The 14,285-nt window shown below is 44.8% G+C and carries 12 protein-coding genes; 5 read left to right on the forward strand and 7 right to left on the reverse strand.

Translation table 11 applies throughout. The features are described from left to right. Nucleotides 1-152 precede the first annotated feature (152 nt). On the forward strand, nucleotides 153-1,382 hold the full coding sequence (locus A7985_RS23125) for a FlxA-like family protein (protein WP_065792779.1): 1,230 nt from the start codon (nucleotides 153-155) through the stop codon (nucleotides 1,380-1,382). Between the two features lie 215 nt (nucleotides 1,383-1,597). Continuing rightward, nucleotides 1,598-1,987 carry a YbaN family protein gene (locus A7985_RS23130; RefSeq protein ID WP_065792780.1) on the forward strand — a complete coding sequence of 130 codons (390 nt, stop codon included), beginning with the start codon at nucleotides 1,598-1,600 and terminating at the stop codon, nucleotides 1,985-1,987. Between the two features lie 2 nt (nucleotides 1,988-1,989). Here A7985_RS23130 and A7985_RS23135 read toward each other — a convergent pair whose 3' ends face one another. The 5 genes from A7985_RS23135 to A7985_RS23155 all read right to left on the reverse strand — a co-directional run bounded on the left by A7985_RS23135 (nucleotide 1,990) and on the right by A7985_RS23155 (nucleotide 11,334). Further along, the gene (locus tag A7985_RS23135; RefSeq protein ID WP_065792781.1) at nucleotides 1,990-3,111 is read right to left on the reverse strand and encodes a cytochrome-c peroxidase; all 1,122 of its coding nucleotides are present in this window, start codon (nucleotides 3,109-3,111) and stop codon (nucleotides 1,990-1,992) included. Nucleotides 3,112-3,176: 65 nt separating this feature from the next. Further along, a complete protein-coding gene (locus A7985_RS23140; RefSeq protein ID WP_065792782.1) occupies nucleotides 3,177-3,404 on the reverse strand; it encodes a hypothetical protein in 228 nt (75 codons plus the stop codon). 11 nt (nucleotides 3,405-3,415) lie between these two features. Further along, the gene (locus tag A7985_RS23145) at nucleotides 3,416-6,145 is read right to left on the reverse strand and encodes a TonB-dependent receptor plug domain-containing protein (protein ID WP_065792783.1); all 2,730 of its coding nucleotides are present in this window, start codon (nucleotides 6,143-6,145) and stop codon (nucleotides 3,416-3,418) included. Then, a complete protein-coding gene (locus A7985_RS23150) occupies nucleotides 6,145-8,925 on the reverse strand; it encodes an Ig-like domain-containing protein (protein ID WP_065792784.1) in 2,781 nt (926 codons plus the stop codon). Before A7985_RS23150 ends, A7985_RS23145 begins: the two co-directional genes overlap by 1 nt. Before the next feature lie 168 nt (nucleotides 8,926-9,093). Further along, the gene (locus A7985_RS23155) at nucleotides 9,094-11,334 is read right to left on the reverse strand and encodes a TonB-dependent receptor domain-containing protein (protein WP_065792785.1); all 2,241 of its coding nucleotides are present in this window, start codon (nucleotides 11,332-11,334) and stop codon (nucleotides 9,094-9,096) included. 221 nt (nucleotides 11,335-11,555) lie between these two features. Here A7985_RS23155 and A7985_RS23160 point away from each other — a divergent pair, with 221 nt between their 5' ends. The 3 genes from A7985_RS23160 to A7985_RS23170 all read left to right on the forward strand — a co-directional run bounded on the left by A7985_RS23160 (nucleotide 11,556) and on the right by A7985_RS23170 (nucleotide 13,169). Beyond that, nucleotides 11,556-11,996: a DUF4920 domain-containing protein gene (locus A7985_RS23160; protein WP_065792786.1), complete on the forward strand. Its 441-nt coding sequence runs from the start codon at nucleotides 11,556-11,558 to the stop codon at nucleotides 11,994-11,996. An 8-nt stretch (nucleotides 11,997-12,004) separates the two neighbouring features. Next, nucleotides 12,005-12,559: a PepSY-associated TM helix domain-containing protein gene (locus A7985_RS23165; RefSeq protein ID WP_065792809.1), complete on the forward strand. Its 555-nt coding sequence runs from the start codon at nucleotides 12,005-12,007 to the stop codon at nucleotides 12,557-12,559. 133 nt (nucleotides 12,560-12,692) lie between these two features. After that, entirely contained in the window at nucleotides 12,693-13,169 is a 477-nt protein-coding gene (locus tag A7985_RS23170; RefSeq protein ID WP_065792787.1) for a DUF1842 domain-containing protein, read from the forward strand. On the opposite strand, the gene A7985_RS23175 is transcribed toward A7985_RS23170, so the two are convergent. Together A7985_RS23175 and lspA are read right to left on the reverse strand one after the other, a co-directional pair. Beyond that, nucleotides 13,166-13,579, reverse strand: a complete 414-nt coding sequence (locus A7985_RS23175) for a carboxymuconolactone decarboxylase family protein (protein ID WP_065792788.1) — start codon at nucleotides 13,577-13,579, stop codon at nucleotides 13,166-13,168. The genes A7985_RS23170 and A7985_RS23175 overlap by 4 nt on opposite strands. A 100-nt stretch (nucleotides 13,580-13,679) precedes the next feature. Beyond that, nucleotides 13,680-14,174, reverse strand: a complete 495-nt coding sequence (gene lspA, locus A7985_RS23180) for a signal peptidase II (RefSeq protein ID WP_065792789.1) — start codon at nucleotides 14,172-14,174, stop codon at nucleotides 13,680-13,682. Nucleotides 14,175-14,285 lie beyond the last annotated feature (111 nt).

A 14,285-nucleotide genomic window follows, 5' to 3' on the forward strand; every position in this document is an offset into this window, starting at 1 on the left:
CAACAATCTGACATTTTATTATGGTTGTCACCACCTAGATACAAGCCACTTACAAGCCAACAAAAGATGCAAACTTCCCCAATTTGCACACCTATATTTTGTACGTTAGGCTTGCGCCTTTGTTAAACCTCACCCCTCGGATTATCTAACCCATGTCAAGAAGTTCCAGACATACTTTCGCTCTGTGTAGCACACTATTGATGGTTCCAACCGTCGCATTATCAAACACCAATGAGCTCTCTGAATTGAAACAGCAACTTGCTATGTTGCAGCAAAAAATTGAAAAAATCGAACAACAACAAGCAGAGCAAACAGAATCCGATTCGGGTATCAAAGTGGGTGGTGCAATTCGTGTAAACTACTCAACCAATTCCTATGATGAAGATGCTAAAAACCGAGGCGGAGATTTTGATTTTGATGTATTTCGCTTTAACTTTTCAGGCGAGGTTGCAGACATCGGGCTAAATGCCGAAATTCGTTTCTTCGATTATATGAGTGTCGTTAAATATGCCTATCTCGATTATGACGTGACACCTCAGTGGCAAGCACAACTCGGGTTAACCCAAGTGCCATTTGGCAATGACCCATACAACTCACATAGCTTCTTTATGAGCCCAAACTATTTTGTCGGTTTAGAAGATGATTATGATATGGGCTTAGTGATGAAGCGTAAAGTTGCTGACAACTGGCAACTGGATCTGGGCTTTTTCAAAAATGATGAGCTTGGCGGGATTGATGGGTATGTAGAAGACCGCAAAGACCGCTATTCAATCGATATTGTCGGTATCAGAGATGAAAGCGAAGGGCTCTATGATGCGCCTAAAACTCAACTCGCTGAGCACAATACCTTTGTTGCGCGCTACCATTACCACCTAGAACATTTTGCCGGCTCAACCGCACTGGGCATGTCAGTACTGAGCGGCGGACTGCATGACGGCCAATACAGTGCTGGGGATTACCAAGCTTGGGCCCTACATATGAACAGCCAACTCGGAAACTGGCACTTGCAGCTACAGCACGGTAAATATGATTACCAACTCGATAATATAGATAGAATTGCGATTGCTGCGAACGCAACTTACGACACCATGCCGACTGAGGCTACGATGTCGAGTGCCAATATCGCCTATAACTGGTCCGTCAATTATGGTCCTGTTACACATCTACAGCTATATAACGATTTTGGTACTATCTACAATAAGTCAGATGATTCAGCAAACACGTGGATGAATGTGACTGGGGTCGCTGTTACCGCAGGCCCTATTTTCTCTTATATTGACCTTGTTCACGCGAAAAATCAGCCATTTGTTGGTGGTACGGTATCTGGACAGAGTGAAGATGTTGAGCGCCGCTTCAATATCAACATCGGCTACTACTTCTAGCCCTTCATAATGTCATGCAAATTCTCCATATTTGCATGACATTCAACACCCAGCTTGTTATATCGGAATAAATTACTGCGCTTTTCGTCTATAATGGAGAAGCAACTGCTGTTAAAATAACATGTGTTCGACTTTGTATTATTCGTATGTTTAAGCGAGTGATCAGACTTCCGCAGGTGCACAGGTCACTTTTAACACAGGAGAAACAGCCCAGTATGAAAAAGCTCTTCAATCGCTGTTTCTGGTTACATGCTGCGGGCATCATTTTTGTAGGCTTAGGTTTTATCGGTATGGCGCTGCCCGTTATGCCAACCACCATATTCTTTATTCTTGCGCTGGCCTGCTTCTCCCGCTCATCACCAAAGTTTGAAAGCTGGCTACTGACTCATCCCAAATTTGGCCCTTCACTCATCGCTTGGCGAGAACATCAAGTTGTTCCACCCAAAGGCAAGTGGGGAGCCGGTATTGGCATGCTCATTGGCTATATCTTATTGTGCTTAAGCCAAGCCCCTTGGTATGTTCTGGTGATCGTGGCCATAATCGAAGTCACTGTGTTAGCTTACCTACTCACACGCCCTTCGCAGCCACCAATCACCAATACGTAAATTTAGCGCACGATACCCGCGTTCGGATAAGGGGTGAGCGCTTCCATAAATGCCACCAGCGCTTGTTGCTCTTTTTGATTCAAAGAAAGCGGCTGTAATAAAGGGGAAATCACTGGTGCGAGTGGATCCTCGGGATCCCCACTAAAATGAAAGCCCCCCGCGTTATAGATTGCCATCACGCCTTCCATGTCTGCTAACAGCCCATTGTGCATCCAAGGTTTACTATTCATGATCCCGCGCAAACTAGGCGTCTTAAATTTCCCTACATCACTTGCTTTGCCCGTTACCAAATAGCGCCCTAAATCTTCATACTCGCGTTTATAATAGGTCAGCCCAATATTGTGAAAACCATTGTCACTGAGCAGCGGGCCATTGTGGCAGTTCATACACCGCGCTTTGGTCCTAAATAGGTGTAACCCCCATAGCGCTTGATCGCTGAGCTTTTCACTATATGCCTTTTTCATGCGCGGATTTGTTTGTGTTTTAGCCAATAAAAAGTAATCAAAATCAGAACGTCGTGACACAATCGTACGCTGGTATGTGGCCAATGCCTTTGCAACTTGCTCAGCGTTTATTGGTGTCGCATCGAAAACCTGCTTAAATGCCGACACATAGTCTGGGTCGCCATTCAGTCTTGCAACCATTTCAGGCAATGTGAAGTTCATTTCCAGCGGATCTTGAATAGGCATGAGCGCTTGTTGTTCAAGGCTGTTTGCACGTCCATCCCAAAATAGCGTATGCCAAAATGCCGCGTTCTCGATACTGGGGGCGTTGCGTTTGCCCGCTTGCCTGTCGTGACCAAACGAAACGGTTCTGCCATCGGCCCAACCGAGGTCACGATCATGACAGCTCGCACAGGCAATCTGCCCAGAGCGAGATAACATAGGATCAAGAAAAAGCCGTCGCCCTAACTTGGCTTTGTCAGTACTAAACGGGTTCGACTGCGGGTGAACAACGCTTGGTAAAAGACCCAATTCACGGTGCTCAACCCCTTCACTGAGCTCTGGCTTTGGCCAGTTTTTAGGCGCTTGGAGATACCAGTCTCGCAACGTTTTAAAGTCGATATCCGCAAATGTGACTGGAGAAACAACCAAACAAAAAGTAATTAGAAAAACTTGATACATAGGTGACTTAGTAGTGATAGCGGTGCGCTAAAATAAGCACACCGCGAAGGCTAGTGTAGATTTGATTACTTTGCGCTCAGTGCCTGAGGCTCTGCAGCCAATAGCTTTTTCGCTTCTAATTGTTCAATGGCATGTTTGCTTACTTCAAGGCATACGGCCGTATCTTCTTTTCTCGCTTCGCTTAATTGGCTACCTAATTCGCCAAAACGTTCGAATTTAATTGCATGAACATCTTCGCTTGGTTGGTAACAAAGCTGTGTGATAAGCGCCACACCTAACATTGAAATGGACATATTCTTTTCCTCTAAAGATCTAGTTTCACCCCTAACCAAAAACGTCTGCCAACTTCAATACCTGTCGACAAAGGCGCAATGATATAGGTGCGTTGATTAAATAGGTTTTCAATCTCCAAACTGAGACTAAGTTGATACTGCTGAGTATTTAACAACATATACTTAATGTTGCTGTTGACCGTCGTAATGCTAGACCGACGACGTTCAAAGTACACTGGATAGGCTTTTTGGGTCGGATTGCAGGTATCACAAATACTATTAGCTTGGCTTGCGTTACGCGTATACGACGCCTTGTACATGACATCTTGTGCGGCGCTATAGCGTGCCATCATAGATAACTGCCAATTGCCGAAGTGCCCGCCCCAACTGAGATTGGCGATAATTGGACGATTAAAGTCTTGCTTTTGCAGCTCCAAATCATTGAGGCTCATTAAGTGGTAAACAGTTTCAACTTCCTCTTTGGCAGTCACTCTTTCTACCGCTAAAAAAGCCAATTCATCACTATCAAAGGCGTCATTGGCCACTTTTTTGTCGCCACCTACGGACAGGGTTGGATCTCCATCAAACGAAGCGGGATCGATTTCATTACTGACTTTAGATAAGTTAACTTCTATGTGTTGGTTATCATATCTGGCCATCCATGATGCACTCAGTCTTTTATAACGATACGCGCCCTCATTGCCTGCAAATAGTGTCGCTTGCCCAGCTTCATTGTGGCCTTGTAAACGGTTTATCCCATCTCGGCCGAAGCGATTAAGCCATTTGAACTCCAATGTACCACCAAGTAATTGATGGCGATAAGCCAGTGTCAGCTCATCGGTATACGGTGTGCGGATACTGTCATATTGATAGACAAAGCCCCGCGACACTTTCGAAGGCAACCACTGCGATAGACGGCCACTCTGTAAATGTCTTACCTCAAAATGGCTGGGCTGCTTTGCTTCATTGAGCTTGTAATCTAACTGATCTTGGCTGTAATACCGGTTAGCACCAAAGACCCACTGCCCTTGATCAGAAAATACCGACCAATTACCACGAAAACGCGGCGCAAAGTTGTGGTTTTTAACAAAGTCATTGTAGTCATAACGGCCACCCAGCGTGACAGTGAGATCTCGCCATTGCCACTGGCCTTCTGCATATGCGCTGAGATTATTAATACGCGCACTGGCATCGCCCTTGGGATTCAACTCTCTATACGCGAAAAATTGCCCACTCTGCATGACGTTATTACTGAGTAGCAGAATATCCTCAGGCTGCGTTAAATCGAGCTTACGGCCCAGTTGCGCTTCAAGTTGAGATACGGGGACTCTGTATTGCGTTTCAACACAATCAATTGTGTAGCCAGAACAATTTACTTCAGGGCGCACTACTGCACCATTGTATATAATGGCTTCTTCGAGTCGGTTAAACTGTGCAAATTGCTGCTTAAGTTCAAAGCCAACTTGCCAGCTCAATGCATGACCAAGTACGGAACCATAATCAAATTCATAGTCTTGACTAAATGACAGTGTGCGCTGAGATTTTTCAATATCGCCAAAGCCGCCCTCTAGGCTAGATTCATAACCCAGTTCACCGCCCCAAGATTTACCCGGCAAACTGACCCAAGCAAGCCAATAAGGTGCCGTATCTTTATTATTTTCGCTGGTTCGCCAACTCAGCTGCGAGTCCATCGTGCCCCAACTACGCTGTGCCGCCCATTTTAAATTGAGGTTGTAGCCTCCTCCGTCCACAATATAGTCACTATTGATGGCGTTTTCGCTGAAGTACTCGCCTTTAAACGGTGAGTAACTGGCACTGACCGTTAAATCATCATTGGCGGTCAAGGCATGGTCCAGTTTTATGAAGCCGTTATAGTTGGTTTGTTTTTGCAGTCGCAAACGCCCTAATTGGAATAAGGTCTCTTGCGATTCCAACATATTGAATTGCGCGACCAGACCAGTATCCGAGCCTAATGGTGCTTTCACATATGCACCAATATTGTGTTTTTTGAAATCTGGTTCAGATAACACATCTTGGCCGTCGTACCAAGGAGAGTAAAACCGTTCATATTCAACAGCAGACTTATTGGTACCCCTAAATGAGAGACCAAATTGCCACTCATCTCCGGCTTTCACAGTATCCGCTTCTACAACACCACCGCTAAACTGGCCATATCGAGCGGGAATATTGCTATCAAACACTTCAATACTGTCCACCAGATCCAGGTTCACAAACGTCTCTTGACTATGACCCATAACATCTTGAAGATAATTACGATTTTCGCTGTTCTGCTCGTTGCCCAGTAGTGAGTTATTGTTTATGCCATCAATAAAATAACCGGACTCTCGCCCACCAGCCCCCGACAGGGATACCTCCGCAGGGCGAATATTACTCAACTGCTCCGCACCTAACATCGCCTCTGAGTATTGCACCCCAGGTAACATGCCCAAGATATCGGTGAGATTGCCATTACCCGTTCGATAATCCCGCAGCAGTTGACTATCCAAAGTATAGGAACCTTTACTTGAAATCGAGATGGGGTTCGGCTTGTCACCTCTTACTTCAATTTGCTCAATGTAGTCGCGGCGACATCGCTGTGCATCGTTGTTGCAATCGATGTAACGGCTGTCCTCGATCAGCGTTTCTGCTTCATTTTGCTCTTGCAGCGCTGTACCAGCCTGAGGTTCGCTCTGTGCTGATACAAATCCGGATATGAAGGGCAGCAGCAAGCTGCCGGCCCTTGTTGGTGTAAATACCTTCATTATTGGCGCTTGCTGTCTAATGGGTAAGTATCTTGCGCGTCTTCTACGCCATCATTGTCACTATCCGTGTCCAGTATGAGGCCAGATGCAGTGATCATCTCTTGCGTCGCATGTTCTGCAAAGAAGTTAACCAGCCCGTCACCGTCGGTGTCTACATGTGCAATCGCAGAGTGCTTAAACGCATCTTGACTTGCATAATGCAGGGACACGCTAGTCAGAATACCGTCACGCTCCACATCACCCAGTATCGCATGTTCAGACAGTTCAAGTGCACGTTCAGGCTGTGCCAAGCGCACCAGTTGTGAAGAGAAGTTTGTCAATGCAATGATACGCTGTTGCTCTAGTGTCTCTTCAAGGTCATCAATATGCGCATTGATTAGGCTCGTCCATGCGTTGCGCGCTTTTTGGATAGTCGCCGGATAATCAGCATGCATGCCAGCCAACTGTTCAATTTCGCCTAAATAACCAACTTCTGATCCTTTCGTGCGGAGGTAATCAAATGCTTCGTAAGTTAACGTAAAGCGTAAACTCGCATCTAACGTGGCATCAAACTTTTTAATGCGCGCAATAGCTTGCTCAAAGTAAACTAAGCTCGCCGTTAATTGTTTACCAGCAGCAAGTGCTCTAGCTACACGTAGCATGTACTTGCTCGCTTCATCGTCTTGCGCTTGTGCAATCTCCGCATCCAATAACTTAAGCATGGCAGTTTGCTCATCTACCAACGCAAATTCTCCATAGTATGGTAACAGATTAATCTTTGCATCAATGCGGTCATCAAGCTCAATGTCTGTGTCTGTCACATACAACCCAGATGCGATTGTGTGACACGTTAGCAATGCAGACTGTGCCGCAGTCTTGTACTGTGTATCCCCTGTTAACTGAGCAATACTGAGATACTGACCGATGATTGTTTCGCACCCTGTGGCACCCGTCGTAAGCGCGGTCGAGTGTTTGTTTGCTTGCAGATACTCATCGCTACTTAAAATGTCTAACCCCGCCTTTAAGTAGGCCGCAGCATCCGAGTAAAACCCTTGCTCTTTGATGTAAATTGCCGCACCCGGACTATTGATATTGTATGAAATCAAGTCAACAAATAAGGCGCGCATTTCACGTCCTTGCTCGTTTTTAAGCAGCTCCGCTAACACAGCCAGTTTATCTTCGCTGTTTCTTACTTTGGCCAACACAGCAGCGCCATCAGCCTGATCTTTAGCCCAGCCATACTTCCAATCTGTGGTCTCAAACTTACCCAATAACAGATTCACGTCTTTTTCTGGATAGAGCAAAACAAAGCGAGGAATGGCATCGATCAAGCCAAACGGATATTCGTCCATCGTGACATCGGCATACTCATCAACCTCTAAAATATGGTTTTCGTCATACCCCACAATGCCGTATAGCGACAACATTTTCGCCAAAATTGGTTTGGCTTTTTCAAATTCGTTGAGGTTTGTGTAATGGTCAATCACAAAAGCCAAAGCCACTTGTAATATTGAGTGGTAAGGCTTGCCTTCATTGCCGTTTAGGTTGTTTCTAGCATGGCTCACAGGCATCTGTAGTGCATAACGATAAAGCCTTTCTAGCTGCGCATTCGCAGCTTGCCTGTCAGTGTCGTTCAGGCTACTTTGCCATGTGCTAACGAGATCACCGGCATGATCTGAAAATGAAAAGTAGGTACGCATGGCTGCTGTAGAGTTACCCGCAATCACAGAAGAAAACGCGATATCTAGAATGTTATACGCCTGATCAGCGAGTTCCTGTTGGCCAGAGCGCTGATAAGAATACGCCAGCGTAGTGTAAAAGCTTTGGTCCTCACCATAAAAATTTGTAATCCCTTTAGAGGCCATGTATTCCGTGTAAAGCTGGTTAGCTGATTGTCTCAATGTATTGGCTGCATCAAGCTTACCTTGCTCAATATACGCATTTGCCACATACAACTTCGCCCAAGCTAAATCTTGAGACTGCGTTATTTTGTCTTCAGAAAGGGCTTTGTCCACTTCGTTTTCTAGGCCAGCAATTGCAAAACCTCGTGCAATATTTGAATAAACCGACCCTTTGTTGATATCGCTACTGAGCTTTTCTGCCTGCACCTGTGCTTTATTTAGGTGAGACTTATCACTGGCAAAATAGTAATAGGCACGATCCGTATTACTTGTTAGGCCCAATGTGATCTCTAAACTTTTTTCGACACTGCCACCTTGCGCATCTGTTACGACAACCACAACGCTGTCAGTTGCCACCGATAGTTGTGCTGGTGTATAGGTCACTGCACCGGTTTGTGCATCAACCACTAATTCACCATTTTTCGGTGCCGTTTTGATGCTGTACGTGAGACTATCTCCATCTACATCACTTGCGTTTAATTGGCCGACTTTAGTCTCCCCACCAAGCACTTGTAACTTATCCTGCTCGATGACAGGCAGGTCATTTACAGGACTGACAGTCACACTCACTGTTGTCTGCGTGGTATTTTGACCGTCACTGGCAGAGATTTTAAAACTGTCTTCACCATGATAGTTGGCTTCTGGTGTATATTTTATAGCCCCACTCTGTGCATTTACTTCAACAATCCCGTGCGCTGGCGCATTGGCCAAAGCATACGTTAAAGACTGCTGCTCTTTATCAGTCGCCGATACAGCCAGGCTTTGTGTGCTGTCTTCTTGCAAAGAAACTGTGTAGTTTTGACTTGAAAAAGTAGGCGCTGAATTACTGTCTGAGCCACTTGAACCACACCCGGTTGCCAACAACGCGGCAATTGTTACTGATAAAAATTTCAACTTCATAGTTAGGTCCTGAATAAAAAATACGCGCAGATCCTAATAGAAACAATTATCATTTTCAAATGTATTTATCTTTGCATTATTTTATTTTTTGTGGGTAATTGTTGCATTTATGTTTAAATTGGTAGGAAATGGCCCACACTCTTCGTTGCATGTGTGGGCTTTTTATTATCAGAACGTATAACTTAGAGTCAGTTTATAATTACGACCAAGCTCACTTGGGTCGCTCGCCTCTCCCGCTGGTGCACGAACATAGCGCTCATCGGTTAGATTATCGATTCCTGCTCGAACCACCAACCCAGATAGATTACCCGTACCTTGATACTTCGCCGTGAGATTAAAAAGCTGATAGGAGTCAGTACCATAGCCTCGACTTAAATAGAACTCTGTCAATCGTCGTTGAGCGCGATAAGCCAGCATTTGTGCACCCAAGTCCAAGTTATCCAGCACCTGATACTGCAGGCTGAGATTGAGCTTATCGGCTGGCGCTTCAGAATATGGCTGTTTATTGACATCAACCGTGCCAAGGAAAAAGTTTGGCACCCCATACGCGTCCATGTTGATAGTTGAGTAGCCAACGTAACTGGAGAATTTGCCCAGTTCATAGTGCATTTCAACTTCCCAACCGCGACTGATCAGCTTGCCGATGTTCTTTGCACTATAATCTCGATGCGTCGCTACCGGAACCCCATTTGCGGGCTCAGGCCCAGGTGAGCCCTGCTGCTTTTCGCCACTGCTATCGTAATAGTACATAAACGGGACATTATCGATGAAGTTGACGATCTCATTGTCAAAGTAAATCACTTTTAACTCAAAGGAGTCGCCCCAACTCATTTCATCCACAAAGACACCAAAGCCACCTTCTAGGTTTTCAGACTCCTCTGGCTTTAAGTCCGGCTGGGGCTCGTAATAGCAGAACTTGCCACCAATATGACAGCGCCATTCATCTTTTTTGTATAGCTCTTGCGCCGAAGGAGCACGGAATGCTTCGCTATATTTTACATATATATTAATGTGTTGAGTCGTTTTTAAGGTCAGGCCCAACTCGTTGGACAGCTCACCGTCGTCATGCTCAGCAAACTCCGTATAGAGATCATTGCTGCGCTTGTAGCTGTCATAGCGAACCCCCGCAGTCATCAAGAGCTTGTCGTTCAATAATGACACCTGATCTATCACTGACAGTGACAAGTTATGGGCATCACTGTCACCGTATTTGGTTGTCATGCCTTCATCTGGCGCAAACTCGGACTGGCTAAACTCTTCGTAGTCATAATTGAGCTCCACTGCAACCTGATGGTCAAAGTCGTGGCTTAAATCGAATAAGTTAGCCAGCCTTACTCCATAACGCTTGGTGCCACCTTGTTTGTGACGAGTAAAGTCAATTTCACGCTCGCCACGCGTGATGTAGCCTATCGTTTGTTTATCATACTCTTTGTCTGAATACACAAGTTGTGCATCGAAATCAATATAGCGGTTATCGGGCTGATAAACGTAAGTCGACGTCACTTCGATGTAGTCGTTGTTAAAGTCTTCGCTGAGTGTCGGATAGGCCAGCCCGTAACTGGCATTTAATCTATAAGGCTGATCATCAGAGCGTGTTTCAGACCAATCCACCTTGCTCTGCAAACTATGTCCTTTACCAATAAACCACGTATTTTTTAACGCGATGTTTTGACGCTCTGAGTCATTTTTGATCTTATCTAAGCGCGCAACGTCATCGATTTCTTGTTCATCGGTGCTGGGGGCATTCGAACCAACAACATCGATGTCGGAGAAAGTCACGCGACTCATGTGTAGCACGGTATCCATATTGTCGCTCAGAGAAAATAGCGAACCTGACACGAAGTTACTGTCCGAGTTACTTTGATGTGTCAGTGTTAATTGTGAACCGAAGCCCGTCTGGCCACTTAGGTAGTCACTGGCATCTTTGGTGACTAATCGAATGCTACCACCAATGGCCCCCGAGCCCACAGTGAGAGAATCTGCGCCTCTTAACACCTGCACTTGTTTTAATTGGCTTGGATCGATGCCAAGACTATTGATTGCTGCAATGTTTTCATTGCCGTCGGACTCAATTTTACGTTTTACATTGTCCACAGAAATATGAATGCGTTCGCCGTATAGGCCGCGAATACTCGGCTGCGCGGCAAGTGGCGTAACGCTGCCCGAGAGCTCAACACTCGGAATTTCCCGCAATATTTGCGTTAATTCAGCTTGCTGACGTCGTGACATCGCTTCGCTATCCATTGCCGTTATCGAACCTGCAGCGTCTTTGTTAATCACAGATAACTTGTGGCCGTGAACTTCAATGACATCGTCTATTTGGTTTGGTTTTGTTGTTTGCGCATAACTTACAGACGCATTGAGCGCGCCCAAAACGCCAATACTGAGCGCAGAAAGAGTGAGTTTCATGTCCTTATTCACCTAGTTTAAATGATAATAATTATGAATCGCATTTGAAATGCGCGATTAGAATAATTAAACTAAGCGCCTAACGCAATAAGCAAATAACTTATAGTTATAAATAAATCGGAACACACAGCCTAAGAAAATAGCGTGAGTAATTTACAATCACTTCGATTTTAGCGTAACGTAAAACACCTCAAAATTTGATTCGCGAGAAAGGGGACACTATGAAAACAAGTTTAATATCAGTAATTTTTTTGCTAACGCTGATGATGAGTATGGGCGCAAACAGTAAAACGTATAATGGTGGTGCCGACAAATCAAAGCTGTTACCCATTTCATCCTTGCTCAAAGATGCACAGCGCTATACCACCGAGTCTGCGACCATTGCAGGCACCGTGACGCGGGTGTGCCAAAAACGCGGCTGTTGGATGCAATTGGCCAGTGATGAAAAATTTCAAACCCTGATGGTCAAAGTACGTGATGGTGATATGGTATTTCCCATGACCGCTCAGGGAAAAACAGCATATGCAACCGGTACATTAAAGCTCATCTCTTTATCTTTGGAGCAGACCAATCAAAGGCGTCAAGCGCAACAATTAGAGCCCGTTGATAAACCAGAAACCTTACACCTGTTTACACCTGTCGCCGTGACAATTGAGGACTAACGTTGAGTATGTCTTGGTTTAAACTCAATCGCAGCTTACATCGCGACATTGGCTACTTTTGTATTGGTATGACCTTGGTATTTGCTATTTCCGGGATTGCACTTAATCATATTCACCAATTTAACTCTAATTACCAAGTGTCTAGAGAAAGTCATACAATCCAGCTAGACAGTGATCAGCTCGAAACCCCCGAATTCGAAGCTAGACTGCTGCAAGAGCTCGCACTATCAAGCCCTGTTAAAGCGCGCTTTTGGCAAGATAGAAATACGTATAAACTCTTTTTAAAAGACACGACGCTGTACTTAAACCCGCATACAAACCAAGTTTTAGTAGAGCAAGTAAAGCCACGATTTTTACTTCGCCAACTAAACTTTTTGCACCTCAATGAAGCAAGGGCAGCTTGGATGTGGTTTTCTGACTTCTATGCTCTCTTACTGATCTTTTTGGCTTTATCATCGCTCTTTATGGTGAAAGGCAAAAAAGGCGTATGGGGTCCCAGAGGACTGCTGGTCATTGCGGGGTTTGCCGCACCAATCGGGTTTGTGGCCTTTTATTCCAGTTAAACCTAGGCCAAACCTAACATGGCGTTGGCTGTAATAATGTGTAATAACACGCTTCAATCTCACTGACTAAATTTAAAGCTAGGGTGCTGACAGTGTGCGCAGCTTTTTTATTTCTCTGAGCGTGAGGTGCTCCATGTTGAACTCACAATCCGGTATTCAAGGCTTGTTCCTTGCAAACTTTTTATTAGGTTATAAATCCAATGAGCAGGTGCATTTCAATATTTCCCTGCTCGTGTATGTACGAAATAAAACGATTTCTGGGCGCGGTAAAGTGTTTATTCCTTCAGCTTCAGAACAAGATGTTATTTCTAATCTCTACGGCGAATTTCACTATCAACGAGCGGCAGAAAAGTGCTATATCGTACTGGATTTATTAGGGCATCAACCCTGCTTAGGGATGCCGCCAACCTGTAAAACCACCCACAATACCAAATTAAACATACTGCTTGATGATAACTGGCAAGTGGGTGAAGCTGGCTTAAGTTACATTGACCCTATCACACAGGATTGGCAAACCATTGACCAATTACCTGTAAAACAAGTGGACCACAGTAATATCGCAGATCTGTCGCAACTTGCCATCCAAGTCAAACATGCCCACAAACACTAAAAATTCAAGCCTATGGCAATACGGTTCCAACTATTAATTTGCAAAGTAATGGCAATAACAGCAAGACATTGCTTTTCATCTAGTTGGGTTTTATCAAGCTCAGTTAACGGCTTTACGTCGGTAACTTGCTTGGCAAGTCGCAACGCTGACGCTTCAAACTCAGGCAATGGTGCCAGATCAGACTCTGCAATTGCAGCATGAAACCGCGTAAATTGCGCGTGACTGGTGGTGTCTTTTAGCGCATCTTCATGCATGATCTGGCAGTACTGACACCCATTTAATTGCGATATATAAAGCCGGATCAAATGCACCGTTGATGCAGGCAAACACTGTTCAGCCTGCACACTCAAACCACCTAATGCGGTGTGAATATAAGGGTATTGGGTAAGTAAGTGAGATTGTGAAATCATTTTAAGCTCCTTATTTATATTTAATAAAGAGCGTAAGCTTTGCCGCAGTTAAAAAATTGGATATTTACGACATTCATGTCACTTTTAGTATATTAAAAAGTTACGTCGCTGATTTTACTGTTCCCATTGGCGTTGCCAAAATAATAATGATGGCACCCATCATGATAGCCACATCAGCGACATTAAAAATACCGGTGCGCAAAGAACCCACCCCGACATTAATAAAGTCAATCACAGCCCCTTGATTCACAATGCGGTCAATGAGGTTACCCAAACCGCCAGCAAATATCAGCGAGAGTGATGTGAGCTGAAGCCGAGTTAAATCCCGAGTTCTCAGCATGTACCCCATCAACGCCATTAAAAAAAACCCTACCGCAACAACAAACAACCACGTTCTCTCAGTGGGTGTGAAGTTGGCACCAAAGCTTAGAAAAACGCCCAAATTTTCGGTGTAACCAATTCTGATTAAATCACCCCAGTAGCTTGTCATTTGCCATGCCACCAAATAATCACTTGCCCACCATTTGGTGCCTTGGTCGATAAGCAAGCACATTGCACATACCAACAAGATGTGCACCGCCTTATTGTCAGTCATTGTTATGTCCCCGTTGCTCAGTACTTCACTATAAAAAGCCATTGGTGAACATAAAATGACAAACAGATAAACCCCAGAATAATTTTATTATTTACTTATAAATCAAACCAT

Source organism: Pseudoalteromonas luteoviolacea, assembly GCF_001696455.1.
GTDB lineage: Bacteria > Pseudomonadota > Gammaproteobacteria > Enterobacterales > Alteromonadaceae > Pseudoalteromonas > Pseudoalteromonas luteoviolacea_C.